Annotated in this window: 26 protein-coding genes and 1 pseudogene; 16 read left to right on the plus strand and 11 right to left on the minus strand. The window is 53.6% G+C overall.

Annotated elements, in window-relative coordinates; genetic code table 11:
• Positions 1-133 precede the first annotated feature (133 nt).
• Genes ACR0IK_RS21180 through ACR0IK_RS21195 form a run of 4 tightly spaced genes read left to right on the plus strand, consistent with a single transcriptional unit; the run spans position 134 to position 3765 of the window.
• Positions 134-901, plus strand: a complete 768-nt coding sequence (locus ACR0IK_RS21180) for a hypothetical protein (RefSeq protein ID WP_480643136.1) — start codon at positions 134-136, stop codon at positions 899-901.
• On the plus strand, positions 898-2001 hold the full coding sequence (locus ACR0IK_RS21185) for a hypothetical protein (RefSeq protein ID WP_480643137.1): 1104 nt from the start codon (positions 898-900) through the stop codon (positions 1999-2001). The genes ACR0IK_RS21180 and ACR0IK_RS21185 overlap by 4 nt, the downstream gene beginning before the upstream one ends.
• Positions 1949-3040, plus strand: a complete 1092-nt coding sequence (locus ACR0IK_RS21190) for a S1 family peptidase (RefSeq protein ID WP_480643139.1) — start codon at positions 1949-1951, stop codon at positions 3038-3040. Before ACR0IK_RS21185 ends, ACR0IK_RS21190 begins: the two co-directional genes overlap by 53 nt.
• A gap of 38 nt (positions 3041-3078) precedes the next feature.
• A complete protein-coding gene (locus tag ACR0IK_RS21195; RefSeq protein ID WP_480643140.1) occupies positions 3079-3765 on the plus strand; it encodes a peptidoglycan recognition protein family protein in 687 nt (228 codons plus the stop codon).
• Positions 3766-4245: 480 nt separating this feature from the next.
• Here ACR0IK_RS21195 and ACR0IK_RS21200 read toward each other — a convergent pair whose 3' ends face one another.
• Both ACR0IK_RS21200 and ACR0IK_RS21205 read right to left on the minus strand, forming a co-directional pair.
• Positions 4246-4770 (minus strand): S8 family serine peptidase, encoded by a 525-nt coding sequence (locus tag ACR0IK_RS21200; RefSeq protein WP_480643142.1) that lies wholly within the window; start codon positions 4768-4770, stop codon positions 4246-4248.
• 184 nt (positions 4771-4954) lie between these two features.
• Positions 4955-5314, minus strand: a complete 360-nt coding sequence (locus ACR0IK_RS21205; RefSeq protein WP_480595723.1) for a VOC family protein — start codon at positions 5312-5314, stop codon at positions 4955-4957.
• 98 nt (positions 5315-5412) lie between these two features.
• Between ACR0IK_RS21205 and ACR0IK_RS21210 the strand changes: the two genes are divergently transcribed.
• The gene (locus ACR0IK_RS21210) at positions 5413-6300 is read left to right on the plus strand and encodes a LysR family transcriptional regulator (protein WP_480643143.1); all 888 of its coding nucleotides are present in this window, start codon (positions 5413-5415) and stop codon (positions 6298-6300) included.
• Positions 6301-6646: 346 nt separating this feature from the next.
• Positions 6647-6922 (plus strand): hypothetical protein, encoded by a 276-nt coding sequence (locus ACR0IK_RS21215; RefSeq protein ID WP_480643145.1) that lies wholly within the window; start codon positions 6647-6649, stop codon positions 6920-6922.
• Between the two features lie 142 nt (positions 6923-7064).
• Here the strand turns inward: ACR0IK_RS21215 and ACR0IK_RS21220 are convergent, their stop codons facing one another.
• The 4 genes from ACR0IK_RS21220 to ACR0IK_RS21235 form a co-directional block, all read right to left on the minus strand.
• Positions 7065-8261, minus strand: coding sequence for an ABC transporter permease subunit (locus ACR0IK_RS21220; protein WP_480643146.1), 1197 nt, complete (start codon positions 8259-8261; stop codon positions 7065-7067).
• A 333-nt stretch (positions 8262-8594) separates the two neighbouring features.
• On the minus strand, positions 8595-9431 hold the full coding sequence (locus ACR0IK_RS21225; RefSeq protein WP_480643147.1) for an ergot alkaloid biosynthesis protein: 837 nt from the start codon (positions 9429-9431) through the stop codon (positions 8595-8597).
• A complete protein-coding gene (locus tag ACR0IK_RS21230) occupies positions 9424-9879 on the minus strand; it encodes a nuclear transport factor 2 family protein (RefSeq protein WP_480643148.1) in 456 nt (151 codons plus the stop codon). The genes ACR0IK_RS21225 and ACR0IK_RS21230 overlap by 8 nt, the downstream gene beginning before the upstream one ends.
• Positions 9880-9942: 63 nt before the next feature.
• Positions 9943-10404 (minus strand): DMT family transporter, encoded by a 462-nt coding sequence (locus tag ACR0IK_RS21235; RefSeq protein WP_480643149.1) that lies wholly within the window; start codon positions 10402-10404, stop codon positions 9943-9945.
• 106 nt (positions 10405-10510) lie between these two features.
• On the opposite strand from ACR0IK_RS21235, the gene ACR0IK_RS21240 reads away from it, so the two are divergent.
• Positions 10511-11128, plus strand: coding sequence for a TetR/AcrR family transcriptional regulator (locus tag ACR0IK_RS21240; protein ID WP_480643150.1), 618 nt, complete (start codon positions 10511-10513; stop codon positions 11126-11128).
• A gap of 54 nt (positions 11129-11182) precedes the next feature.
• Here the strand turns inward: ACR0IK_RS21240 and ACR0IK_RS21245 are convergent, their stop codons facing one another.
• The gene (locus ACR0IK_RS21245) at positions 11183-12553 is read right to left on the minus strand and encodes an aminotransferase-like domain-containing protein (protein WP_480643151.1); all 1371 of its coding nucleotides are present in this window, start codon (positions 12551-12553) and stop codon (positions 11183-11185) included.
• A gap of 159 nt (positions 12554-12712) precedes the next feature.
• Between ACR0IK_RS21245 and ACR0IK_RS21250 the strand changes: the two genes are divergently transcribed.
• Positions 12713-13102, plus strand: a complete 390-nt coding sequence (locus ACR0IK_RS21250; RefSeq protein WP_480595743.1) for a DUF983 domain-containing protein — start codon at positions 12713-12715, stop codon at positions 13100-13102.
• A 109-nt stretch (positions 13103-13211) separates the two neighbouring features.
• Here the strand turns inward: ACR0IK_RS21250 and ACR0IK_RS21255 are convergent, their stop codons facing one another.
• Entirely contained in the window at positions 13212-13961 is a 750-nt protein-coding gene (locus tag ACR0IK_RS21255; protein WP_480643152.1) for an SDR family oxidoreductase, read from the minus strand.
• Between the two features lie 95 nt (positions 13962-14056).
• On the opposite strand from ACR0IK_RS21255, the gene ACR0IK_RS21260 reads away from it, so the two are divergent.
• Positions 14057-14959 (plus strand): AraC family transcriptional regulator, encoded by a 903-nt coding sequence (locus tag ACR0IK_RS21260; RefSeq protein ID WP_480643153.1) that lies wholly within the window; start codon positions 14057-14059, stop codon positions 14957-14959.
• Positions 14960-15026: 67 nt separating this feature from the next.
• On the opposite strand, the gene ACR0IK_RS21265 is transcribed toward ACR0IK_RS21260, so the two are convergent.
• Both ACR0IK_RS21265 and ACR0IK_RS21270 read right to left on the minus strand, forming a co-directional pair.
• Entirely contained in the window at positions 15027-15239 is a 213-nt protein-coding gene (locus ACR0IK_RS21265; protein WP_480643154.1) for a tautomerase family protein, read from the minus strand.
• A 23-nt stretch (positions 15240-15262) separates the two neighbouring features.
• Positions 15263-16000, minus strand: coding sequence for an SDR family oxidoreductase (locus ACR0IK_RS21270; RefSeq protein ID WP_480643155.1), 738 nt, complete (start codon positions 15998-16000; stop codon positions 15263-15265).
• Positions 16001-16093: 93 nt separating this feature from the next.
• On the opposite strand from ACR0IK_RS21270, the gene ACR0IK_RS21275 reads away from it, so the two are divergent.
• Positions 16094-16990 (plus strand): LysR family transcriptional regulator, encoded by an 897-nt coding sequence (locus ACR0IK_RS21275; protein WP_480595756.1) that lies wholly within the window; start codon positions 16094-16096, stop codon positions 16988-16990.
• A 24-nt stretch (positions 16991-17014) separates the two neighbouring features.
• On the opposite strand, the pseudogene ACR0IK_RS21280 reads toward ACR0IK_RS21275, so the two are convergent.
• Positions 17015-17755 (minus strand): annotated as a pseudogene (locus ACR0IK_RS21280) (IS5 family transposase); the annotation flags it as partial.
• A gap of 434 nt (positions 17756-18189) precedes the next feature.
• On the opposite strand from ACR0IK_RS21280, the gene ACR0IK_RS21285 reads away from it, so the two are divergent.
• From ACR0IK_RS21285 to ACR0IK_RS21310, 6 genes are all read left to right on the plus strand, one after another.
• Positions 18190-18873 (plus strand): FCD domain-containing protein, encoded by a 684-nt coding sequence (locus tag ACR0IK_RS21285; protein ID WP_480643157.1) that lies wholly within the window; start codon positions 18190-18192, stop codon positions 18871-18873.
• A gap of 123 nt (positions 18874-18996) precedes the next feature.
• Positions 18997-19953, plus strand: a complete 957-nt coding sequence (locus ACR0IK_RS21290) for a Bug family tripartite tricarboxylate transporter substrate binding protein (RefSeq protein WP_480643158.1) — start codon at positions 18997-18999, stop codon at positions 19951-19953.
• Positions 19954-20016: 63 nt separating this feature from the next.
• Positions 20017-20478, plus strand: coding sequence for a tripartite tricarboxylate transporter TctB family protein (locus ACR0IK_RS21295; RefSeq protein WP_480643160.1), 462 nt, complete (start codon positions 20017-20019; stop codon positions 20476-20478).
• Positions 20479-20490: 12 nt separating this feature from the next.
• On the plus strand, positions 20491-21999 hold the full coding sequence (locus tag ACR0IK_RS21300) for a tripartite tricarboxylate transporter permease (RefSeq protein ID WP_480643161.1): 1509 nt from the start codon (positions 20491-20493) through the stop codon (positions 21997-21999).
• On the plus strand, positions 21996-23060 hold the full coding sequence (locus ACR0IK_RS21305) for an AbrB family transcriptional regulator (protein ID WP_480643163.1): 1065 nt from the start codon (positions 21996-21998) through the stop codon (positions 23058-23060). The genes ACR0IK_RS21300 and ACR0IK_RS21305 overlap by 4 nt, the downstream gene beginning before the upstream one ends.
• Positions 23061-23065: 5 nt before the next feature.
• On the plus strand, positions 23066-24502 hold the full coding sequence (locus ACR0IK_RS21310; protein WP_480595774.1) for an MmgE/PrpD family protein: 1437 nt from the start codon (positions 23066-23068) through the stop codon (positions 24500-24502).
• Positions 24503-24919: the final 417 nt, after the last annotated feature.

A 24919-nucleotide genomic window follows, 5' to 3' on the forward strand; every position in this document is an offset into this window, starting at 1 on the left:
TGGGCTGCTCGACTGGTCCCGCTGAGACTGCTTGGAATTTGTCTGGCAGCACCTTTGGGTCAACAATTTACACTTATAGCGATTTGGGGCGATTTCGAGTATACTAAGCTATTGGTATACGGAGATTCATGTTTTGACATATACCAAGTTTATATCGTTTTGTTCTAGTCTTGCACCAATTCTATTTGTTGCGACATTGTCGGGTGCTCAGAACGCTGCAGGCCCTTGCAGCGATCTTAGGCCTGTATCCAACGCGCTGGGTTATAAAGTTCGAGAAGCCAATACGCGCTGTGAAGGACTATATGAATCTACCGTACGTGCTATCGGCCTCGAACTCGTCGGAGTGATGTTAAATCGGTCCTTTGATTTTTCAACCGATACAGTACAGATCGTTGGACCGGAAACGGCGAGCTTACCGCCACACATGAATAGGCAGATAAGGGTTCGCGCCGTCGCTCTTCCACTCAAGACCTATTACCAGATGGATGGGGTCCTTGATGGCAGCTCGCGATTGCACTGGCCAATCGGGGACGTTGTAAAAGCAGCGGGTTTGAAACCGAGAAACCTCGGTCTTTACGGATGGGTCGAAACTGGGGGAGAAAAAACTTTCGTTCCTGTTCAGATCGTTGCCAGCGATTCGCATAACACGACGTCCGACGTGATCACGCTCATGTTTCGTGTGTCAATGAATGCAGAGGAAATCTACTGGCGTAGGAACGAAGGTGGCGTTGAGACAGAGTGGCTAAGCGTCATCGATAGTCCCGTCAGTTCTGGCAAAACTGTCTTTGTTAGCCTTCCCAACGGGCCACCGTCCGAAATTCGTATAGATGTCGCGGCAAAGAGAGAAAACAGCGACAAATGGGCAAGAATTCAGTTCAACGTTCTGCGGGTCAACCAATGAAAGCCTCGGAACGACGCCGGATCGTCCAACAACGGGAAGCCGAGTTAAGCGCAGCTACAGCCGCTGTTTTGTCAAACCCAGATGCGAATATAGCGGCCGAGTTGAGACGAATACGCGAATATGATCGATTGTTGGCTTCTGACACAGAAGGACCCGGGCGCGAGCGTTTATTAGCCGTCGTGATTGGCATTCTTTGCGTTACTATCGTCGGTCTTGGGCAAGTTATTCGAATGCCTGTTAGTCGCCTCAAACTGTTTGTGGAAAGTGAAAGTACCAAATTCGAGGTCTCAAGTGACTGGTCATGGAACGCCTCGATCGGTGAAATCGACCGTCTGCGCTTGGTTGGGTTCGAAAGCGTCGAGCTTCCGACCGCAATTTCTGCAGGGGATTTGGAAGAGCAACCAGAGAGCATTGGACTGAAAGGTGGGCAGCTAACGTTTGAGGCACTCATGGTTGGTGAGGGCGGTCGCGTTACAATAGACACTGACACTGTCTCAACTGATCTATTCGCAGAGGCTGCTGCTGTGAGCGGGCAACTGACTATGAACAGCGCGACAAGTGTGGACGTTGGTTCAAGCTATGTTGCGGCAGACCCTCAGTTGGACGGGCCAATTTCCAGCATTCCTGACATCCCTGAGATTGTTACGTTTGCCGCTGAACCAAGTTTGGCTGTGCCTGTTCACATTCGCATTGAGGGTGGAAGTAGAAGCGGAATTGATAACGTTCAAATTTCGGAACTGTCTTTTGCGCGGAAAATTTCGTCTAGCCCCGGAAATTTCGAGTTTGAGTCCACGATAGTCTCTGGTCATCTGTCGTTTCCACAAGCGCGAAAAGAAGTCGTCCTCCACCGCGGTGATCACATTGAAATACGCGAGGCCACCGAAGCACGACTGGTCAGCATCTCGTTGGACGAGCGATTGATGATCACCTTCGAGGGCAAGGCAAAAGTCATCAGGATGGTTCAGGCTGGAGAGCCCATCGACCTCCGGCCGACCGTATTGGAGTATATCTTTTACAATAACAGAATGACGTTTTTGTGGAGTGCCCTTGGGATCGTTTGGGGCTTTGCCTGGAGTATTCGCAGAACCGTATTCGGATGAGGAGGGGAAGACGATGCTAAGACCTGTTCTGTCATTGTTGGTCAGTGCTTTTTGCGCGTTTGTTTTTGTCTTTGGGGACAACGAAGCGAAAGCGCAGCAATTCTCTGGTGAATCTTTCGCCCGTGACTTCAGAAGTCTCGTGGTGAAAGTCAAAACCACATGGGAGTCCGGTCTGCAACAAGACGGGTTTGGCTTTGTCGTAGGTCACAATTCAACAGGCGCGTACATCGTCACGGCTAACCACGTTGTTCGAGGTAGGGGACCAGGCGAAGTCGCGAAATCGGTCGAGGTCACTTGGTTTCACCGTCGGGGTGAGCAATTCCCCGCAACGCTGATCGGGACGGCTGACGCAAAGCGCGACATTGCGGTGCTGCGGACGGAACTACCAGTAGGTGTGACCATCTCGCCAGACTTACTGATCAGCCCGGCCGCGCCGATTCAGCGAGGAACAAAGGTTTGGTTCATTGGCAGGGCAGGAGAATGGTACGTTCCGTTCCAGTCAGGGATTGTAAACAGTGTCGATCTGGACGATCAAATCCTGATCGATGGACTGAATGTTCAGGTAGGTACATCTGGTGCACCGCTCACGACGGCTGAGGGTGTGGCAGGGATCATAATTGAGGACGCCGGTGGTGTTACTAGGGCAACGTCAATCGGGTTCATCGCCCGCGCATTTCAGGCCTGGGCCCATCCCTGGGATATCAAAACAATCACCCCCACCGACGATCCCCCACCGACGCCAGAGCCTGAACCTGCGCCCGCACCTGCAGGCGCACGCTCGGAGTGGTTTGTTTTTCTCGGCTCGTTCCCTCACAGCGGTCTGAGCGATGCGCGAAAGCTCAAAAACCGGGCAGAGCAGTTTTTCCCCGGTGAGGCTATCATCATTGATACGGATTTGTACTCGAACCTGACCAACGGTCTGTATTCGGTCGTAATCGGCGCAGGCAGCCGTAGTGAAGCTCAAGAGATTAGAAAGCAAGCTCAACGTCTGGTGAGTGATGCGTATTTTAAGCAGGCTGGAGCCTATAGCGGTCCGTAATGCTGGGACCGAAAGTGTTCGCCTGATGAACTAAGGGAATGGAGGAAACAACATTGCATTCTCCGCGTCGTAATTTCTGTGTATCGTTTTTGCTCTCTTGTGTTGCATTCCTGTCTGCGCGAGCTGTCAAGGCTCTGGAGATCGTGTCCAGGTCTGACTGGCGTGCGAAGGACCCCGCTGGTCAGATGAAGCGCCACAATCCAATGCGAATTACCATTCATCATAGTGCGACAAAGCGGCGGCCAAGTGTCCCGCTCGATCAGAAACTGAGATCCTTGCAGGCGTTCTCGCAAAGCGAAGGTTTGTTGGCAGACGGAAGGCAAAAAAAACCTTGGGCCGATGTGCCTTACCACTTTTACATCGATGCGAATGGCGTCGTCGCTGAGGGTCGGCCGGTTGCCTTTGCCGGGGATACAAACACCAACTACGATCCAACGGGCCATATCGGAATTGCGGTGGAAGGAAACTTCGAGAACGAAGTGCCATCGACATCTCAGTTAGACGCCCTTGTCGAACTAATTCAACTACTTCTCGATGAATACGATTTGGAACCCGACGCCATTGATCATCACGGTTCGTTTGCAGCTACTGCGTGTCCTGGCCGCAATCTTGCAACCTACTTACCAGAATTAAAATCACGTGTGTCGGGTTATAATGGAAAACCTGAACGCGGATTAAAACTCCCGAAACCCGAGAAAAGACCAACTTCGCAAGACAGTCGGTAACCGTGACGATACTGTCGGCACTGCCAACTTGTTTACGCGTTCTGAACTGGTTCCGCGTCAGGCATGAACTTCCAACCGCATAGCTCAGGATGAGCAATCTGTCGAACACGAACAAACGCTGGTGCATCTATCTTGTGCGGCTGTGGCAATTGCATTGAGCATCTCAGTTGAACTCATTTTTTGGTCAACTTGTCCGAATTTCAGGGGGCGCAAAGCTTCGTCGCCAAGGTCTGGATTGGGCTGTGAGCAGCCGATCATGGCCACCGCGGAGAACGGCGATACTGAACCCAAATCACCGGATGCTGCGACAAGCACGAGACGCAGTGAAGCTCAGTAAGCGCGCATTGCGTATCTGCTGAGTATTGACCGGGTCGTTTGAGAGCTAGATGAGGCATCATCAAGAGAAGAGTTCCGATTCAGCCATCCCAATTATGTCAGTTCTGAGGGGCTTGAACTAACCCAACACCAATAGAGTCTGCGTCAGAGGCAACCAACGACGATTTGACTGCTAACGGTACCAGGAACGAGGATTGAACCATCTTCGCGCAGCTTCTGGGTCCACAAAGCGGCTGAACCGGCGACGTGTGGCGTTGCCACACTGGTGCCACTCATAGCCGTCCAACCGCCACCAACTTCAGCAGAAAGAACAACTACGCCTGACGCTGCCACCTGAGCCCGGCCATTCGAGAACGGGGCGACATCCCAATTATTACCCACTAACCCCGCGGCACCAAACGAGAATAACTCAGCGGCAGGCAATCCTGCGTCCAACACAAAACCCGGGCGACTGCCTTCATTTCCTGTCGCGACAACCATGGCTAAGTTGGGGGACTGAGATTCCAAGAAAGCGCGCAGCGTCGCGATACCTTTGATAATGTCCGCCTGTTGCCGCATCGCCGCCGTGGCAGCAAGTGCAGGATCATCGTCCTTGGCAATCAAACGATTGGTATTTCCGGCGAGATCGTAACCAAGTGGCATAGACACTTTGCTGACCTTTTGCTCCATAAGGCAGCGTCCAGCGCGGGGCGGTCTTCGAAGGTGCCGATGGCAGGTTCCATACCGTGACTGGCGACCAGATTTGCTTTCTCGGTGTCTCCGACCAAAGCCCGCATTCCTGACGCACTCCTTTGCCCGAGAATGCGAAGTGTCTCCATTCTGGTGCTGCCCGTACCACCGGTGATGAGAATGCTCATTCCGCTACCGCTGCCCAGATCGCCAGTTCGTTGCCGTTGGGATCGATAAAATGGAACCGCCTCCCACCGGGGAATGAATAGATGTCTCGAATGATGGTGGCGCCGGCCTCTTTGACTTTGGCCAAAGATGCTTTGAGATCATTGGAAAAGAGTATCACCAAGACGCCTGGTTTTTGCACTGGCGTCTTGTCCTCGCCATTAAAGCCCCCGTCAATGCCTGCACCGCTAAAGCTCAGATAGTTTGGACCCCATTCCTGAAAGTCCCAACCAAAGACTGAAGCATAAAATTGCTTTGTGGCTGACGGGTCCGTGAGTGGAAATTCGATGTAGTTGATTGTGTTGTGTCCATGCGCCATCAGGCCAACCTCTTTTACCTTGTTGGCAGGACAATAACATTTTCCTATTGTGAAGAGATCAGAAATATCGGGATTGCCCTTCCAAATATGGAAATATGATGGCCAGCTACGACGCGATTGCTATCTTTGCTCAAGTTGCAAAGTCTCTCAGCTTCACTGAAGCCGCTAGGGTATTGGGAATGTCGTTGTCATCGGTGAGCCGCAAAGTATCCGAGCTGGAGGCTGATTTGAACACCCGCCTGATCGACCGGAACAAGCGTCAAATCCGCCTAACCGAGGCGGGCCAGACTTATCTTGAACTCTGCCGCAAGGGGCTCGAAACGATCAGCTATGCCAATCGGGTAATGACCGACAGGCATAGCGACACGGCTGGAACGGTCACAATCACGGTGCCGCCGAATTTAGTGGAGGTGCTGTTTCTGGAGGCCGTCGAAATCTTCCAACTGCACTATCCAAACGCGCGGCTGCGCATTCTAGTATCGGAACGATTGCTCGATTTTGTCGATGATGGAGTGGACCTTTCTTTTCGCGTTGCTCCACCAGAAGAGCCTGACCTGGTAGTCAAGACATTGCTTAGATACCGACACCGGTTGCTCGCCTCGCCAGGTTACGTTGCCGCTAATCCGTCACTTCGCCAGGCAACGGATCTGCAAGATCACAAAATCATAGGTTTCGGGTTCCACTCATCCCGCGATGTGAACTGGATGCTTTCCAGGCGGGGGCAGGTTGAAAACATCCGCTTTGAACCCGACCTTTCCATAAATGACTACGCCGCTATCAGGGCGGCGGTTCTGGCGGGCCACGGCATCGGCGAATTGCCGGAGCCGCTGTGCCAAGAGGAGTTGCTGACGGGGCAATTTATCGAAGTGCTTCCGGAGTGGTCTTTTCCAGAAATCAAACTCTTCGCTGTTCATGCAGGAAATGCGTCTTTGTCGAAACTTGCACGGCTGTTTCTAGATACAGTGATTGTAAGCCTGAAGAGATGAGTTGAGTACAACACGTTACTCAACTGCACTTTCTTCTCCGAAAACGCTGAACGAACACAAGCCGGTTCGACTTCTGCGAACGGCTTACCCGCAACTCGAAAACTGCAAAGTCGAGTTGTGAATGTCCGTTTTGGGCTGCGACCTGTCGAATGCCACTGCATCATGTTGGTGGAACGGCATTTGTGGCTCAGGGCTCTTAAGACCGCTTAGTGGACGTCGCAGAGAAAGTCGGCTGCGAGCCCAAACTGACCCCTTAGCGGCGCAAGACACCCGGTCGTTTTACGTTTCAGTAGTCGGCAAAAGCCTATGTCGAGAGACGCCGCGTTATCTGAATCGGGAACAAGATATGAAATCGCAATCTACATTGTCCTTGACCGAAAATGGACAGTTCGAATTGTGGGTCAACGAAGCGGGCCGAGACAAGTTTCTTGAACTTCTCCAATCGCTTGACCGAGATGACGAGCACTTTCACATAGCGCCAGAAGGTTATGATGGGGACTGCGCTGTTTCAGAAATCCCTTATCGCAATACAGACCTTGTTCTTTCTTGGGGAAAGGCGTTGTTTCGCCCAGATGAATGGGATCGACAGTATTTTCCACATGTAATGGGGAAAGAAACCTGAATAACTGTTTCGCCTGAAGAGCTTTCATAAACCATTGCAAATAGGGGGCCGCAGCGCCGAGAGTTCGCTCTGAGCCCTATGCGCCGTGCCTGAGGTGATTGCAAGTTTGGCAACCCAAAATGCCCTCAGCCTGAAGATACATCTAAGCCGTCGAGTCGGTGACGATAGAACGCGCAACTAACTGTCGCCTCAAGGTGACTGGATGGTTGCGTTCGGATTCGAGTTTTTGTTCAAGATATTTAGTATAACAGGTCATGCAAAAACAAATGGACCAGTAAAGCAATCCAACAAACAAAAACAACTCCCAAACAACGCCATTCCAAACTACTTCGGTCCTGATTGCCTCCAATATTCCGAGTGGGTCAAAGAAACCCATCGCCGCAACAAGTGTCGTGTCCCGAAACACCCCAACAGCGGCTAGAACCATCCATGGCGACAGCGCCCTGAGTACTTCGGGAAGAACGACTAACCAGATAGTCTTCCTTTGGCTAAATCCCAAAGCACTCGCCACCTCCCATTGCCCTTCAGGGATTGCTATCAGCCGCTCGTGGATTGCCCCCGCTATCCGAGCGCCAGTGTGAAATGCAATCACGGCTACTCCTCGAAGTATCTGGTCAACGTAAGCTCCAGGGGGCAGGAGGAGGTTGGTCAATAGAAAAACCCCAAACAGCAATACAATGAGCGGAACGCCTCGAGCAAACGCGATGATAGACGCGAAAGCGGCTCTACAGGGTCGAATGAGAAACCGTCGTCCCAATGCCAGTGCGATACCGGTCGGGATTGCTAGAGTGATCCCAGAAACCGCGAGAATGAATGTGAGCAACAGGCCACCAAACTGGCGAGAATCAACAACTTCAATCCCGAGGCCGCCACAAATGAGGTAGTAAGCTATGACAGGATACAGGGCGGAAAAATATAGCATCTGACGTGGCAATGACTTGAAAACAAACGGAGCGAGCGCTGCGAACAGCAGGACCAGTGCTGTGATTGGCCGCCAGTAAAGCTCGGATGGATAGAAGCCGAACAGAATTGCGCCAACTCTTCCCTTGAGAACCCCCCAACATGCACCATGCGCCTCCGGACCATGGGCAACCTCGACAATCTCTTTACATTCGGCAAGAGACTCTGCGTTCCAGACACCATTGAGTCCCGCCCAAACAAAAAAATTCCACAATAGGGTCACTATGAGAGCGATTAGACTTAGCGACAGCAAACTGTTGGTTACACCGTCAAACAAGTTTTGTCGTAGCCAATAGCGAACGAAGGTGATTGAAAGAAATTTTTTAGATGGTGATTTTTGCGCAGCAGTGATGCTTGTCCTGTTGGGTTTGTAAATCATGACGGAACATTCTCCGCAAAAGGCGATGTCCGCAAGGTTCGTTTTGTCAGCTCACCTGCAATTTGACATCTGGTTCTGAATGTCCGGAATGCGCGACAAAGCAGACCTTCAACATGGATTGGGAGCTCGCTCACTTGCCTGCGAAAGAGCACCCCAAAGATTTCTTTTGAACGCGCTTTGCAGCGTGCGCTGTGATCCGCTGAAAGCCTTTTCGTCATTGCCGGTTGGAAAACAACTCAGCCGGAAGCGAGCTTACCTATGTGGATTCCTTGAACCATCTAATCGAAAGCCTGACCAAGATGCGTAGAGCACAGACGGTTTTTTACACCTCTGTCAAGTTGACCATGCGTCCAGGTTTCGCTGAACGAATTGATCGATGGAAGTTGGCACCGAGCCGGTCAATTTGAGCACGTTATTGGTGACGCGATCCTCCGATCCGCCCGCGATTGCACCGTCCATAGTGGCCAGCGTTTTTGCATACTCTTCGGGTAGCCCGTGCTTCTGATGACGTTCCGCCAGTTCGTCGACGGTTAGGCGATGGTGGATAATCCGCCGTCGCAATTGACTACTTAGCGTCTTAGCAACCACATCATAGGAAATCGCTTCGGGACCGGTAAGTATATAGTCTTTGTATTTTATAGCCGGAGTGACCAGCAAAGCCGTTGCGCAGGCTGCAATATCGCCCGCATCGATAAAGCCAACTCGACCGTCACCTGTCGCTGTGTAAATGGTAGACTCTTCGCGAATGTGATCGCGGTGTTGAAGTTCCGAGAAGTTCTGCATGAACCATGTTGGCCTCAAAACTGCCCATTCTGGTGCGTTGGAGCGCAGCCAGGCGTGCACTGCTCCCATCATGGGTCCGCCTTCATCCAGCGACGAAGCACTCAGCAACACAAAGCGCGTGACGCCTGAAGCTAGTGCTGCCTCCAGCCCCGCCTGCATTGCTCCCAATGAATCCACAGTGTCCGTGGGTGCTACGAGATAAACGGTACCGACACCTTCGAAAGCATCGTCGAACGTCGAAGGGTCTTTCCAATCGAAGCGTACCTCATCTTTGTTTTGAGGATTGCGCGTTCCGGCGCGAGGGGAGAGCTCCATTGCGCGCAGCTGCTTGACAACGCGGCTGCCAGTCTTTCCTGTGCCGCCGGTGACAAGAATGGGCTTAGTCATCGATAAAGTCCTCCAGCTTCGATTTCAGAGTTTCGATCCCTCCAACGGCATTCAGCAGAACCAGAGGGTTCCAGTAGTCGCGGTATCGCACGATGCGTCCGTTCCTGACCTCAATGACCGAGAGGTAATTCTGGTCATAGCGCCCGGCCTCGCCTTTACCTTTGCAAGAGAACTCCAAAACGTAGGTTTCACCGTCTTTGCAAACGTGAGTGATTGCAGGGCTCATGGACTCAAAGCTGATGAGGCTGCCAGCCTTCGGTAGATAGGCCGCCATTATGTCTCGCCCTTGTAGCTTTCGCACAGATCCTTCTGGTGAAAACGGGAACTCGAACACAATCTCTTCGTCACACATGTCCAGGAAGTTCTCGTCAGCGTCTGCGACGATTGCATCCCCGAGGGCATTGCGCAGCATCGCTCCAAAGCTTGGTATCGTGTTTGTCTCAGACATGTTCTCTCCTAACCTTGTGTTGATCCCGTATTGGAAGGGTTTCGATGTGAGTGGTGACTGGGGTCATGACTCTTTTCCAAGCTGCATGATGAGAACACCTGCAATTGACAGCATTGCACCTGTGATGCGGAAGAAATCTGCGGGTCTAGAGTCGTTCCCCAATAGACCGTTCTGATCGAGGATAAGCGCCATCGTCATTTGTCCGGCGACAACAGCTGCAATAAAAGCGGCAGCCCCAAAGCGTGGGATCAGAACCATGGTCGCCATCACGTAAACGACACCGATCACGCCTCCGACCCACGCCCAGGGAGGAGCCGCATAAAGAGAAGATAAGCTTGGCAATGTCGGGCGAAGACAGGCAATACCGACAACCAGACAAACGAATGATATTCCAAACGACAACAGAGTTGCCCAAAGGGGGTGGCCGGCAGCACGGCTAAGCTCAGCATTCATTCCGGCATGAATGGGTATCAAGGCGCCGCAAAGCAGAGGCGCAAACCACAGAAGAGCGATTTTCGGATCCATCTTCGCGTCCTTTCTGCAAATGCCACAAACGGGTTGCAGTATCGCTCGGATTGCTTCAATCTGCGACGGAACGATACCGTTTCGTCCTATATAAGGGAGAATCACGATGGAACGCAAGTGTTCCGACGTAAAAAATGTTGATCGCCCACGTCGGAAGCCCGCCGGGGCCGCCGTTTTGCAAGACACGGTAACGGAAGCCATCCAACGCGCCTTGTTCGAGGAGTGGGCGGAAACGGGGTATTCCGCTCTTCGTATGGAGCGCATCGCGGCCCGCGCAGGTGTCGGGAAGGCGGCGCTCTATCGACGGAGCAAATCCAAGTTTGATCTTGTGACCGAAGCGGTGAAATCAACGGCGACGCGCATCACCCCAATTCCGGACACCGGGTCCTTTGAGGGTGACGTCGCCATGCTGTTACGCCGGATGGCTGCAACTCTGCGGCATCCACTTGTGCGCCGCATTCTGCCAGACCTGCATGCAGAGCACGCACGTTCTGATGAGCTTGCCGAGTTGCTTGAGAGTGTGACGCGTGATCGAAGGGCCCAAGCCATGATCATGCTGGACAGGGCATTTGAGCGCGGTGAGCTTTCCCAAGACACGGATCGGCAGATGGTTCTCGATATGCTTATCGCGCCGCTCTACTGGCACGTCATTGTCCAGCACCGTTCAACCGCTCCGTCTGATTTAAAAAGGTTCGCAGGTATCGTTCTTGGCGTTTCGAAGTGAACACCCGAATTGGATTGAGCGCTACTCAGCACTCCAAGCAAAATCATTTGTGTATTATGGAACCAAGTTTTGGTGGGCGATCGCATAATTGAGCGCTTCCAGATCCTCAGCCAATTGGCTGAATGAGATTGGCCCGCCAAGGCAAACCCTGACCGCTTCTTCAGGTGAGCCTGTCACGGTAAAGGCGTTGCTTGGCATAATCCCCACTTGTCGATTGGCCATGACGCTCATCACATCTGCACGAGTGGAACCTTGGGGCAGTTTCAGCCAGATATTGAATGCCTCATTGCTGCTGTTGAAGCTCTGATTGCGCATGATCTCAGCAGCAAGATTTTGTCGGCGCTTCGCTTCAACTCGAATGAATTTTTGAACGGCTGTCGCGGTTCCATCCTCTATCCATCGGCACATCAGTGCCGTCGTGATAGGCGAAGCCATCACATTTGATGCTTGCAGCACCCGTGAGAAGTGGCCTTTCGTTACACCCGACGGGGCCACGGTGAGTGCCAGCCTCAAACCTGCGCCCAGGCATTTGGAAAGACCGGCGATGTACCATCCCAATTCTGGTATATGTTGCGAAATTGGTGGAGGTGCATCTGAGGACACAAATCGATTGGCGTCATCTTCGACCAATGGCAAACTGTGTTTCTGCAAAATGGACGCGATTTGCTCACGTCGACCTTTTGGTATCGTAAGTGTGAGGGGGTTTTGCAGGGTCGGGTTCAGGTACAGCGCCGAGGGTGCATGTTCCTGAATGGACGCATCCAGCTCTTCCGGGAGTATTCCGCTGTCATCTGATCTCACTCCTACAAGCCGGATGCCGAACTGGCCCGCGATTGCACGAATGCCCGGGTAGGTCACGCATTCGCACAGCACTGTCTGTCCGGGTTTGGTGAGCAATGTCAGGATCGAAAGAAGGCTGGAATGTGCTCCAGGCGTGATAGCCAATTGATCCGCCGCCACGTCTATACCATTGATACTCATCCATCGGGCAGCAGTTTCCCGGTCCTGTCGGCTGCCAATGACGGATTGGTAGCGGAGTAGGGGGACAAGGTTCGCCGCAACATGCGCAAGACCCTTTTCCATTCGAGCCACCAGAGCTGGATCATCTGGCTCTGGTGGCATGTTCATATTCGGGTCTTCTTCAAGCGCACGTCGGGGATCCGCTTGTTCTGTTGTCTTTTCTGGTTGCCGGACAAACGAACCGCGACCGACAAACGTGTCGATATACCCTCGCTTTGCCGCCTCTGAATAACCGCGCGAAACGGTTGTAAAATCCAAACCGACAGTTTTTGCGACACTGCGCTGGGGCGGAAGCCTGTCGCCTGCTTCAAGAACGCCTGTCTCGACATCGTGCCTGATCGCCTCAGCGATCCGAATATAGAGCGGTTTCCCGTTGTCGCTGAGATTCGGTGTCCAGGTCTTCAAAGATGCATTCCAATCATTGCAGCAGATTGATGCAGACACCTTCGCACAAAAATCAGATATATTTCAACGAAATATCGATTGCGGAGCATTATTGATTGCATAATGATTGCATTTTGATTGAGCATGGGTTATCTGGAGCGCCAATGAAGGAGATCAAAGATGTCCGAACTTACATGCGACGGCCACGGTGACAGCGAAGATCGTCCGATCAAGCCTGCGATCATCAATGGTATGAAGTTGAAGTGCCCCAAGTGCGGGGAAGGCAAGCTGCTGCACAGCTACATCAAAGTGAATGATGAATGTTCGAGTTGCGGCTTGGATTTGAGTTATCAGCGGGCAGATGATGGGCCGGCATATCTTACGATCCTGATCATCGGTCATATCATGGGGTTCGCACTGCACATAGCTTGGGTGACATGGCGGCCGGAACCGTGGGTGCTGGCACTCAGCATGTCGGTGATCGCAGTCGCCGGCGCCCTGGCTCTTCTGCCGGTAATGAAGGGTTTGATTGTTGGCTATCAATGGGCCAAGCGCATGCATGGGTTTTAAGAAAGTTGGGCACCATCTGGTGCAGCAACCCAATGCATTGAAATGGCCGCTCCAGGTGGGAGCGGCCATTCCCTTTGTCGAGTTAATTCAAGTTGTTTGAAATGGTACTTTAGGCTGCCAGCGCGACCGAGTCCTTTCCTGCGTGGACTCTTAGTGGGCAGGTGCTGTCCGTCACCGCTCTCCAGATTGCCTGAACGACATCTTCTGCAAGAGTGAATTCCTTCCCCTCAGCGTTCATGAATGCACCCATAATATGCTCGACGAATGGTTTGTAGTCTTCGGGCGTGTCATTTGATTCAGCCATCAGCGCCATCGCGTTCTTGCCGAAATTCGTTGTTGGCGCCTGACCGGGCAGAACGATATGGGCGCGAATACCCAAAGCGGCCAATTCAAGCGCCAGACATTCGGTGAAGGCGTTTACCGCGGCTTTACTGGCTGTATAGACCGGAGCCAGCGGCAACGGTTTGAGAGTGACGCTGGACGAAACGTTGACAATCGCGCCAGAGCCTTTGGCACGCAATTGTGGCAGTACGGCACGAATCATTTCTATAGTGCCGAACGTATTGGTCTCAAATATCCGGCGCAGGTTTTCTTGGGATGTTCCTTCGAAGGGGGATAGCCAGCCAACACCTGCATTGTTCACCAGGGCGTCGATGGGGCCGGCAGCTTTCACGGCCTTTTCAATACTTTCGCTGTCCGAAATATCCAGTCGCAGGATTCTCAAACGATCCGAGGTCGGCAAAAGTGTTTCGTCAGGTTTGCGCATTGTAGCAATAACGGACCATCCCTGTTCGAGGAAGTAGCGCGCGGTTTCAAGTCCAAAACCCGAAGAACATCCTGTGATCATTACAGTATTCATGGCAGCATCTCCTTTTCGCCAATGGTACTAAGGTAGACAGCCAGATCAGTACTTTATATAATCCAAAATCCAAAAAAGGTTACATTTAGTCCAAAATGGCAGATCCGTTCTCCGAAATCATCTCCCTCCTTCAGCCAAAGGCGTCGTACTCAAAACTTGTGCATGCGTCTGGACCGTTCCGGGTGCCCCGGGACGATGTGAATGAAGCTTTTTACTGCTCACTTCTTACAGGTCGAGCTTGCTTGGAAGTCGAGGGAAAAGAGCCTTTAGTATTGAATGCCGGAGATTTTGCCCTGATCCCCGCGGTCAAGTCATTCACCTTCTCCAGTTTGGACCCACTTCCGGCGACTGACCTACTGAGCCGTCCGGTGGAGGGTGAAGACGGAGTCTTCAAGCTTGGACCGCCCGACGCCGAACCAGTGGTTCAGCTACTCATTGGACACTGTACCTTTGCCAGCCCGGATGCAGAGCTTCTGGTCGCACTATTGCCAGACCTGATTTTTGCGCGAGGTGAGGGACGACTGGCGACTCTCACAGAACTTGTCCGAGATGAAGCACGCGCGAACAGGCCGGCGCGAGATGTGATCGTCGAGAACTTGTTGCAAGTCTTACTGATTGAAGCCTTTCGTTCTGTCGCTGAACCGGGGCCGACGGCAAACCTTTTATGCGGTCTAGCGGATTTGCGAATTGGTCCCAGCTTGCGCGCAATGCATTCGGCACCGGCTCACGGTTGGACCGTTCAAGCGCTTGCGAAGGAAGCAGGGTTGTCTCGCTCCGCATATTTCACCCGGTTTGAAAAACTAATGGGGCATCCCCCGATGACTTACTTGCAGAATTGGCGAATGACGCTGGCAAAGCATATGCTCCGCACGGGCGAACTCAGCATTGCAGAAATCTCCGCCGAAACGGGATATGGGTCTTCCAGTGCGTTCAGTACTGCATTTTCCCGTCGCGTTGGGTGTCCTCCCGCTCGCTATTCAAAAACCTCTGCAGAGTAGCTTTTCTTACCGCTCCTGAGAGTGATGCAGGCAGCGCCTCGTGTCGCGACCTGCCTATTGGTTTGACTCAATCCTTGGCGCGATACGCATCCGGTATCACAAACACTTCGTCTGCGCGGCCGTATCCACCGTCTTTCACCTCTTCGATCAGGACCATCGTGGTCGGGCGCACAATCTCTCCAAAGAAGCTGACCATCAGGACTGTTGTTTTATGGATAAGGTCCTCTTTTTGATCTTCTGTCAGCGACGCCTGCGGTAGTTTGTAGTTGGCAAATGGCATTGGATTATCCTTTCAGGGAGGTTTCAGATGACGCCGCCATTGGCGCGAAGTGTTTGACCACTGATCCAACGGCCATCAGGCCCGGCCAGAAGTGAAACAACGGCAGCGATATCATCGGGCGTTCCAAGTCGACCAAACGGATGCGTTTTCTTGATGTTTTCGATCATCGCTTCGGGTTTTCCTGTGATGAATAGGTCAGTCTCAACCGGCCCCGGCGCGACGGCATTCACGGTGATGCCGCGCGGGCCCAATTCTTTGGCCAGCACATGAGTCATTGCTTCCACCGCGGCTTTTGTCGCTGCGTAGATACCGTATTCCGGTTGATAGAGACCAACTACGCTGGAGGAAAGGCTGACAATCGCGCCACCTTCGTTCATGCGGTTGGCTGCCTCTCGCATACCACGAAACACACCCCCAATATTGATGGCGCAATGCGCTTCCAAGTCGGCATCAGATGTGGATCCAATCGCATCGATGCGCATAATGCCCGCGTTGTTAACCAGAACATCGACAGAGCCGAATTCTTGTTCTGCAACATCGAACAACCGCGGCATGCAGGAAGTTTCGGAAATGTCACCTTGGACAGCGATTGCTTGGCCGCCCGTGTGTTTGATTGTGTCTACGACCTGGGTCGCACCGGTTTCATCGCTTGCGAAATTGATGACGATTGCATGGCCATCTTGAGCCAAGCGGAGTGCGATCGATGCGCCAATCCCCTTGCTGGAACCGGTCACAATTGCGGTTTTCTGTCTATGTGTCATGTCAATCTCCTTTCTGTTCCCAGCGAAGATAGACGTGAAGATTGACCAGATAATCAGTCTTGATTGGAAATGACAGTTCGATAAAAGCGAACAATGATTGACAGACTTGATACCATGCGCCTGTTTGTTCGCGTGCTGGAACGCAGGAGCTTCACAAGGGCAGCAGCCGATCTCAGTGTTCCCCGGTCCACCGCAAGTGAAGCTATCCAGCGGTTGGAACGCGACTTGGGGAGCCGATTGCTGGATCGCACAACCCGCCATGTGGCGCCAACGCCGGATGGGCAGGCGTACTACGAAAGATGTGCATCTATTTTGGCAGACCTTGAAGATGCCGAGGGCGCTTTGCGCGGGCACGAACCTTCCGGCCTGTTGCGCGTAGACGCTCCTGGTACTCTGACACGGGTTTTCTTGTTACCGCACCTCGCCGACTTCCTGACCAGGCACCCGAAGATCACGCTTCAACTCGGACAGACCGAGCGACTGGTTGATCTGGTCCGCGAAGGAGTCGACTGCGTTATCCGTGCAGGAAACCCCGATGACAGCGGCATGATCATGCGGCACCTCGCAGATCTCCCGGAAATCACCTGTGCCAGTCCTGGCTATCTAGAGAAATTCGGCGTTCCCGAGTCGGTGGGCGATCTGGTAGGTCACCAGATGGTTGGCTTCCTGTCTTCGCGCACTGGATCCGCAATGCCACTGGAGTTCAAAGTCGAAGAGCGGTTTGAAGAAATTTCGTTGCCGGTATTGGTGACCGCAAATGACGCCGACACTGTACACCATTTGACCCGAGAGGGGTTTGGGATTGCGCAAGCACCTAAGTATCGATTTTTGGAAGACTTGGAAGATGGGCGACTCGTCGAAGTCTTGCCGAATGCACCACCGGCGCCGACTCCGTTGGCCGCCTATTATCCGCAAAACCGGCAACTCTCACCGCGTGTCCGAGCATTTCTGGATTGGATCATTGGCATTTTCGACGAAGCCGCACTTTGACCTAGGTTTCAGACTCCTTGATTTGACAATGGCTGCGGGCGCGATGGCCGAGAGGACGACTTTCGGGCATAGATCACAGCGAGTGGCAACACGATGCCCGCCCTTCAGGCGTCCGAACAAAATCCCGATCTTGTTGCGGCGTTCGTAGCGGCGCTTGTCGTACCGGACAGGCTTGTCGCGTGATTTTCGGCCTGAAGTGCAGGGCTTTTTTCCCTTGTCTATAAGGGCTTCACGGAACCTGCCCGCATTATAACCACGATCACCCAATTACCATTCAGCCGATGGCAAGTCGTTCACCAAAGCCCTGGCCCCAGCACAATCGCCAACTTGGCCGGCAGAGATGAAGAACCGAATTGGGCGACCAACACCGTCGGTAATGGCGTGAAGCTTTGTGTTCATTCCACCCTTGGTCCTACCGATCAGACTGCCACACCCCACCTTTTAAAGCGCAGGCTTGAGGCAGTGCGGTGTGCATTGAGGTATGTTGCGTCAATCATGATCGTCTAGTGATCCGTATCTTCAGCAGCCAGTCCTTCCATGATACGAGCGAACACACCCATGTTGCTCCACCGTTTCCATCGGATGTACAGCGTCTTTGGCGACCCATATTCGCGAGATGCATCGGACACCGCAACCCATTGCGGTTTATAAAGATAATCCCGCTCAAAGCACGCTGGTCGTTAACCCTTGGCTTGCATGGCTCTTCGGAAAGTAAGGCTGAAGACGCCCCATTTGTTCGTCAGTCAGACAGAATAGATGGCTCAGTGCACACCCCTGAAATCCAAGGGCGTGATCCACGCAGTCGAGATCACGGCAACCAATTTAGTGGGTCCAGAACCCAACTAAACTATAGCTATTCAGACAGAAGTCTTTTTAGCGTTCATGCTTATTGTCTCTTGGTTTTAAAGAAGGGCTACCGGCCGCTTTGGCGATCAATTCCACAAATAATTTCGCGACAGATACACAAGTTTGGTTTTCTTGCACCGCTAACCAGTATCAGTGAGATATTCTCACAGGGCTTGCGAATGACCGGTTTGGTGAGTCTGAGCAGCAGGGATTGATTTGGCTGTGAAGGCTCGGAAAGGGCCGCTTGCGGACAAAAACGATGAGCAGATGAACTAGCAGATTATATTTTCTCTTGAAGGAAATTAGCGTTCCGATTGTTGACAGTTAACGCTTCAATGATCAGGATCAGACCCATGAGAGCATCCACATCCACCCAGTCCGCAACCCAAGCGATCAATCAACGTAAGGCGAACACTATTACGTCAATTGCTGTCGATGCGATAGAAGAAATGATCGTATCAGGAGAGCTGGTTGCGGGCGACAGGATCAACGAAAGTACATTGGCCGAGCGACTGGGAATTAGTCGTGGACCTATTCGCGAAGCTTGCAGAAGTCTCGAACAGGCCGGGCTTTTGACCAGCAAGGTTAACCGGGGCATGTATGTGCGTGAGGTATCTCTGGATGAAGCGCGAGATTTGTATGAGCTTCGAGGAGCCATTGCCGGGCTTGCGGGGGAGTTGATCGTAAAGCGTGCAGATGATGCCCAAATTGCCGATTTAAGTGCTCTTGTGGACAGGATGCAGATGGCTGCGGATAAGAGCGACACAGCGGGTTACTACAAACTGAACTTGCAGTTTCACGACGCGCTGGTCCTGGCGGCCCGAAACAGCGCGCTCGAGGACACTTATCGAAAAATTGTTAATCAACTTCACTTGCTGCGAAGACGCGGGCTTGTCCAGGAAGGGAACCTTCAGGTTTCAAATTCCGAGCATAAAGAAATTGTCGACGCGCTTAAGAAACGAGATGCCGCTGCAGCAAATAATGCGCTACGCGAACACGTTTCCAACGGCCTCACCCGTCTGATTGCATCTCTTTAAAGCCGTCTGAAAACGGGGAGCGGACTTCTTAAATTGACAACTGTTGACAGTTTACAGTTTGTAATGATACCCATCGAAGTCAACGGCCGTAACCGGCTGGGCGAAAATCTATGGGAGGAAACCATGAAAACACTTTCGCGTATCGCTGCTGGTGCGATGATCGTGGCGGCGCTGGCCACATCGTCGGCTGCAGAAGAATACCCGTCGCAGCCTATCGAGGTTGTAACCCACGCGTCTGCTGGCGGCGGCACCGACACAACCGCACGCACAATGCTGATCCGTGCGCGTAAGGAACTTGGTGTGGATGCCTTTGTTCAGATCAAGAAGGGGGGTGGAGGCGCCGTGGCCATGAGCTATGCCTCGGGTAAACCGGCCGACGGTCACACCCTGATGGCAATTACCCCCACGCATCTGATCACGATGGCCCGAGGTCGCGCGCCAATTGGAATTGATGATGTCAAAGGGATTGCCCGGTCGACAGATGACCCGATTATTGTCGTCGTGAACAAAACCTCTGGAATAGAAAACCTTGAGCAGTTGATCGAAGCGTCCAAAACTTCTCCGATCAAATGGGGCGGCACGCAGGCAGGCGGAATAGACCACATCGCGGCAATGACATTTGCCAACAAGTCCGGAGCCAAAGTGGCCTACGTCCCCTTTGATGGTGGCGGTGCCATGATTACGAACCTGATGGGAAAGAACATTCAGGCCGCTGGCTTGAACTATGGTGAGGCCGTGGATGGGATCGAATCCGGTGACTTCGTGCCGCTGGCCATCATGGCGAAAGAACGATTGGGTGTGCTTCCTGATACGCCAACTATGGCAGAGCTGGGCATCGACGGCGTGAATTTTTCGACCGTACGTGGCGTGATTGTAATGGCAGACACCCCCGTGGATCGGGCGGCGATGCTTGAAGAGAAGCTGATCAAAGGCATGGAGCACGGCACGTATCAGGCATACCTGGAAGGCATTGGCCTTGATGCAAGTTCGGTTGCAGGCTCCGAGGTCTGGGACGCTCAGATCCGCGAAATGTACGACAACATCTACGCGACCCTCGAAGAGCTGGGCTTGCGTAAGTAAGGCCGCCTTCTGACCGTCCGCCGCAATGGTGGGCGGTCACTCGTTCCATCGGAAGGGAACCTCATGAAACTCTCTCGCGACCTCGTCGCAGGCGGGCTGATCCTTGTCCTGTCGGCAATCCTTTGGTGGGTCACGACCACCTTTGACTCGGACCCACTTGGCATGGCGCAGGGCATGCCAGCCACGCACATGCCCCGCCTGATCCTTGGCGTGATCGCTGTGCTTACCGTCATCATGATCCTGCAAAACACTACACGTGGTGGAGACGCCTTGGGTGGAATGCCCCCTTGGCAAATGCCTGCAACCGCAGCGGTGCTTGGGCTCGCCGCCATTCTGTTTCCAGTTCTTGGCGTGCCGCTGGTGTTCTTCTGCATTTGTCTGATTTTGCCGGTGATGTGGGGTGCACAGAACTACGGTGCCATCGTCGCTTTTGCCTTTGGTGTGCCGGTCGCAATCTACGTCCTTTTCAAAATGCTGCTCGGCCTGCGGTTGCCCATGGGTCCACTTGCGGCGCTTGGGCTTTGAAGGGAGAAAAACATGGACGTTCTTGGCGGACTTCTTGAAATCATTCAGCCCACGACCTTGCTGCTGATTATGGTGGGGACAATCGTAGGCGTTCTGGTCGGTGCTCTTCCGGGCTTGTCCAGCTCTATGGCCGTTGCGTTGTTGCTGCCATTCACCATCTATCTGGAGCCGATCCCTGCAATCGCAATGCTTGCAGCGCTGTATTGCGCCGGCACGTTTGGCGGCAGTATCACAGCGATCCTCATCAATGCTCCGGGTGCGCCACCTGCGGCAGCGACCGCATTTGACGGGTATCCGTTGGCCAAGAAGGGCGAGGCAGGCAAAGCCCTCGGCATGGCTGCGGTTGCAAGTGTCGCGGGTGGCATTTTCTCTCTGATCGTTTTGATCCTGGCTGCCCCCGCACTGGCAACGATTGCTTATCGGTTCGGTCCGCCTGAGTACTTTGCCCTTACGGTATTTGGTTTGTCGATGCTGGCGTCGATCAGCGGCAAATCCGCGGTCAAAAACTTGATCGGCGGCGCCTTCGGCGTTTTGCTGGCAACTGTTGGCGTCGACCTGACGACTGGCGTCGAGCGGTTCACCTTCGGTGTGCCCCAGCTTTACGAAGGCATCAGCTTCATTCCCGTGTTGATCGGCCTTTTTGCCATGGCGGAACTGTTGGATCAGGCCGGGCAAAAAGACACGCCGCTGGAACGGTTTAGCATGTCAGCGCTGAAACTTCCGACAATCGACGACTTCAAGCGCGTTTGGAAGACCATCCTGCGCAGCTCCGGTCTGGGCACTTTCGTGGGCATCCTGCCGGCCGAAGGTTCGACGGTTGCTGCGATGATGGGCTACAACGAAGCCAAGCGCTGGTCGAAGAACAAGGACAATTTCGGCAAGGGCGAGATCGAAGGTGTTGCCGGGCCCGAAGCCGCGAACAATGCTGCAACCGGTGGGGCAATGGTTCCAACTCTAGCGCTTGGGATTCCCGGATCAGCCACGGCTGCCGTCATTCTGGGCGGCTTGCAGATCCATGGCCTGCGTCCGGGTCCATACCTGTTCGAAAACCAACCGAACCTGCTGTATGCGATCTTCTTCGCAATGCTGATTGCGAACTTTGTCTTCCTTGGTTTCGGACTGATTGGCGCCAAGTATTTCTCGCGCATTTCGCTGATCCCGCGTCAGTTCCTCTGGCCAACCGTGTTCTGCTTGTGTGTTGTCGGTGCGTATGGTGTCGGACAGTCAATGAGTGATGTCTATATCATGCTGGTTGCCGGTCTCGTCGGGTATTTTTTAAACCGTGCCGGGTTCTCGCCCGCTCCGATCATCATGGGTCTCGTGTTGGGTCATTTGGTCGAGAACTCTCTTGCCCAGTCCATGATCCTGTTTGACCAGGACATGAGCCAGTTCCTGACGCGTCCGATTGCGCTGTTCTTCTTTGTTCTGGCTATCCTCAGCATCGCGTCTTCACCACTTAGCAACTGGCTAAAGGGCCGTCGTCGTGCGGATGCCCCTGTTTACAAAGACTTGAACGAGTGATCCTAGGCGATCTCGGCATAACTCGGGCCTTTGTACTAGTCCTGTTGCCCGCCGCGCTCGGGGGCAGCCTTTGGGAGGCCTTTGGCCTTCCACTTGGCTGGCTGATGGGTGCGGCGGTGGCGACCGGTAGCTTTGCCATGTGCAATGTCGAGATCACCGTACCCAAGCCGCTTTACAGTGTCTCGCTGGCGGCTTTGGGAGCAGGGGTCGGACTGTCCATTACACCGGATGTTGCTGCTGCACTGCTGGTCTGGGCACCCTTGATGCTTCTCGCGTCGTTTTTAGGCGTCGCGGCCGCCGTGGTTATGACACCTGTTCTGGCACACTTCGGGCGGATGGATCGCGGCACCGCGTTTTTCTCGCTCCTGCCCGGTGGCGTGATCGAAATGGCCAATGTGGGCGCAACCCATCGTGCCGACCGGACCATTGTTGCCTCAATGCATGCGGTACGTGTTGCAATGGTCGTAGGTCTTTTACCCTTGGCGCTGTACGCGGTTTTCCCGACGTCAGAAGAGATATCAACAGACGCAGCGGCACTGAGCTTGCCTCCTCTGGCTCTTGTCCTGCTTGTCGGGGTGGCGGGTGGATGGACCGCCACCCAACTGGGGCTGCCCGCGGCGTGGTTGCTTGGCGCACTGATTGCGGTCGGGTTGCTGTCGTCCTTCGGCTTTTCAAGCGGGCGGATGCCTGCACCCCTTATGGCCGTCGTGCAGGTTCTTGTCGGCATTTCGCTGGGCGCGAGATTTCGGCGGGATCGACTCTCTTCCATCCCGAGGGCGCTTGCCGCGGGTGTGCCCGTTCTTCTTGTGATCATGGTGGGGATGGCAATTGCCCCCGTATTTGCGAGTTTGATTACGCCCCTTAGCCTGCCAACTCTCGTCCTCTGTTTCTCGATTGGCGGGATGGCAGAAATGGTTCTGACCTCGAAGGTTCTAGGTCAGAATGTTGCCCTCGTCGCGGCGTTTCAGGCGGTTCGTGCTGTCTTGGTCAACGCCAGCGCCGGAGTTGTCTGGCGCATTTTACTCTCGAAATCAGATTCTCCCCATACCCCGAAAGGATAACAACCATGTCAGCTGTTCAGAATGCATTCGCCGAAATGCCCCAGGATACCAACATCACGGCCGAAGCCGCAGAATTCGTGGAAACAGTCCGTTTTGAAGACATCCCCGACGAGGCATTGCGTATCGGAACACGCTGTATTGTGGACGGCATTGGCCTTTATGTTGCCGGGTCTGAAGAACACACGATCGACATACTTGTAGACGAGGCACTGGATTATGGTGGGCGTGAAGATGCACTGCTGCTCGGACGCAACGCCAAGGTCCCTGCACCGATGGCGGCGCGTGTGTTGGGAACGGCGGGCCACGCCCATGACTGGGACGACACTCAGGTTAGCATTGATCCAGCCCATATTTATGGGCTGCTGACACATCCAACCATTCCGCCGCTGACAGCCGCTATTGTCATGTCGCAAAAGCAGGGCAACGTGTCGGGCAAGGACTTCATGTTGGCGTTTCTGACCGGCTTTGAGGTGGAGTGTAAAATCTCGGAATGGATGCTGCCCCAACACTATATGCAGGGTATGCATTCCAGCGGCACAGTCGGGCATTTCGGAGCATACGCGGCAGCTGCGAAGCTCTTGGGTCTGGAAGGAGATGCTCTCCGCCACGGTTTCGGAATAGCTGCCAGCTTCGCTGCTGGCATTCGTTGCAACTTCGGAACCATGACCAAACCCTTGCATGTGGGTCGCGCCGCCGAGAACGGGATCACCGCAGCGCTCTTGGCTGCGCGTGGCTACACAGCCGATCCACAAGCGCTGGATGGCCCATGGGGGTTCATGGCTGTTCAGGGTGGCGGTGCCAGCCCGGAGAAAATCTCGCAAGGATTTGGCAGAACCTGGACCATCGTCGAGCCCGGCGTTTCGATCAAACCCTATCCGTGTGGCGTGCTTACTCACCCAACGATTGATTTGATGTTGCGACTTGTCACCGACGCAGACATCAAATCCGGGGATATCGACACGGTGACGGTCTACGCAGGCACCAATATTCTCAAGCCCATCCGCTATCCAATTGCGTCAAATCACCTGCAGGCGAAATTTTCTCTGCCTGCGGCACTGTCGATGATCGCGCTGGCCCGCAAAGCCGGCAAAGTCGAGTTCTCGGACGCATTTGTCGGATCAGAACCGATGCAAAAAATGCAACGCCGGGTGCGGACTGAACTAGATTCCGAGATCGAGGCGCAAGGGTTCGACAAGATGCGGTCTCGTATCACGATCCGCTTGAAAGACGGTCGTGAAATAGCAGGTTGGGCCGACGAACGCTATCGCGGCGGACCGGAGAACCCGTTGACCGACACTGAAGTCGAAGCAAAGGCGCGGTCGTGCTGCGCGGGTGTCCTCACCAAAGATGAACAAGATCGTCTGCTGCGCGCGGCCTGGGGCGTTCTCGAACTTGATCGGCCCGGAGAGGCCCTCGCAGCGGCGATGACACCTAACGCTTGATCAAGCACAAACAACTCTTCTGTTTTAGACGGCAAAGAAAATGAAAAGTATCTTATCCACAGCGACCGCATTCATCATCTTGTTCTCAAGTTCAGCATATGCTGAAGATCTTCGATTTAAGCTCTTTAATGACAGCAGCGAGGATCTTGTGGAATTCAATGTATCGCCCGCCTCTTCGAATAGCTGGGAAGGAAATCTACTAAGAGGAGGATACCTCGCACCCGGCTACGAAGTGGATGTCTTCATTGAAGACGGCCTAACCACATGTGTTTATGACATTCGGGGTATCTTTTCAGATCAGTCTGCATCTGAAGACTACAACTTGGACCTATGTTCTATTGGGGAATACACCTTTTCAGACTGAGGACCTGAATTTGATTTGCCGGTCCCTCCTTCGGCGTCGAAAGTAGGTAGGAA

This window comes from Ruegeria sp. BF7 (assembly GCF_056538605.1).

Coding starts and splice junctions, on each gene's coding strand:
- ACR0IK_RS21250 (WP_480595743.1), top strand. CDS start 12,713: ATGTCCGAACTTACATGCGACGGCCACGGTGACAGCGAAGATCGTCCG.
- ACR0IK_RS21185 (WP_480643137.1), top strand. CDS start 898: ATGAAAGCCTCGGAACGACGCCGGATCGTCCAACAACGGGAAGCCGAG.
- ACR0IK_RS21205 (WP_480595723.1), bottom strand. CDS start 5,314: ATGGCGCATGGACACAACACAATCAACTACATCGAATTTCCACTCACG.
- ACR0IK_RS21270 (WP_480643155.1), bottom strand. CDS start 16,000: ATGACACATAGACAGAAAACCGCAATTGTGACCGGTTCCAGCAAGGGG.
- ACR0IK_RS21200 (WP_480643142.1), bottom strand. CDS start 4,770: ATGGAGCAAAAGGTCAGCAAAGTGTCTATGCCACTTGGTTACGATCTC.
- ACR0IK_RS21275 (WP_480595756.1), top strand. CDS start 16,094: ATGATTGACAGACTTGATACCATGCGCCTGTTTGTTCGCGTGCTGGAA.
- ACR0IK_RS21230 (WP_480643148.1), bottom strand. CDS start 9,879: ATGTCTGAGACAAACACGATACCAAGCTTTGGAGCGATGCTGCGCAAT.
- ACR0IK_RS21285 (WP_480643157.1), top strand. CDS start 18,190: ATGAGAGCATCCACATCCACCCAGTCCGCAACCCAAGCGATCAATCAA.
- ACR0IK_RS21310 (WP_480595774.1), top strand. CDS start 23,066: ATGTCAGCTGTTCAGAATGCATTCGCCGAAATGCCCCAGGATACCAAC.
- ACR0IK_RS21255 (WP_480643152.1), bottom strand. CDS start 13,961: ATGAATACTGTAATGATCACAGGATGTTCTTCGGGTTTTGGACTTGAA.
- ACR0IK_RS21240 (WP_480643150.1), top strand. CDS start 10,511: ATGGAACGCAAGTGTTCCGACGTAAAAAATGTTGATCGCCCACGTCGG.
- ACR0IK_RS21295 (WP_480643160.1), top strand. CDS start 20,017: ATGAAACTCTCTCGCGACCTCGTCGCAGGCGGGCTGATCCTTGTCCTG.
- ACR0IK_RS21265 (WP_480643154.1), bottom strand. CDS start 15,239: ATGCCATTTGCCAACTACAAACTACCGCAGGCGTCGCTGACAGAAGAT.
- ACR0IK_RS21300 (WP_480643161.1), top strand. CDS start 20,491: ATGGACGTTCTTGGCGGACTTCTTGAAATCATTCAGCCCACGACCTTG.
- ACR0IK_RS21195 (WP_480643140.1), top strand. CDS start 3,079: ATGGAGGAAACAACATTGCATTCTCCGCGTCGTAATTTCTGTGTATCG.
- ACR0IK_RS21260 (WP_480643153.1), top strand. CDS start 14,057: ATGGCAGATCCGTTCTCCGAAATCATCTCCCTCCTTCAGCCAAAGGCG.
- ACR0IK_RS21290 (WP_480643158.1), top strand. CDS start 18,997: ATGAAAACACTTTCGCGTATCGCTGCTGGTGCGATGATCGTGGCGGCG.
- ACR0IK_RS21215 (WP_480643145.1), top strand. CDS start 6,647: ATGAAATCGCAATCTACATTGTCCTTGACCGAAAATGGACAGTTCGAA.
- ACR0IK_RS21235 (WP_480643149.1), bottom strand. CDS start 10,404: ATGGATCCGAAAATCGCTCTTCTGTGGTTTGCGCCTCTGCTTTGCGGC.
- ACR0IK_RS21225 (WP_480643147.1), bottom strand. CDS start 9,431: ATGACTAAGCCCATTCTTGTCACCGGCGGCACAGGAAAGACTGGCAGC.
- ACR0IK_RS21220 (WP_480643146.1), bottom strand. CDS start 8,261: ATGATTTACAAACCCAACAGGACAAGCATCACTGCTGCGCAAAAATCA.
- ACR0IK_RS21210 (WP_480643143.1), top strand. CDS start 5,413: ATGGCCAGCTACGACGCGATTGCTATCTTTGCTCAAGTTGCAAAGTCT.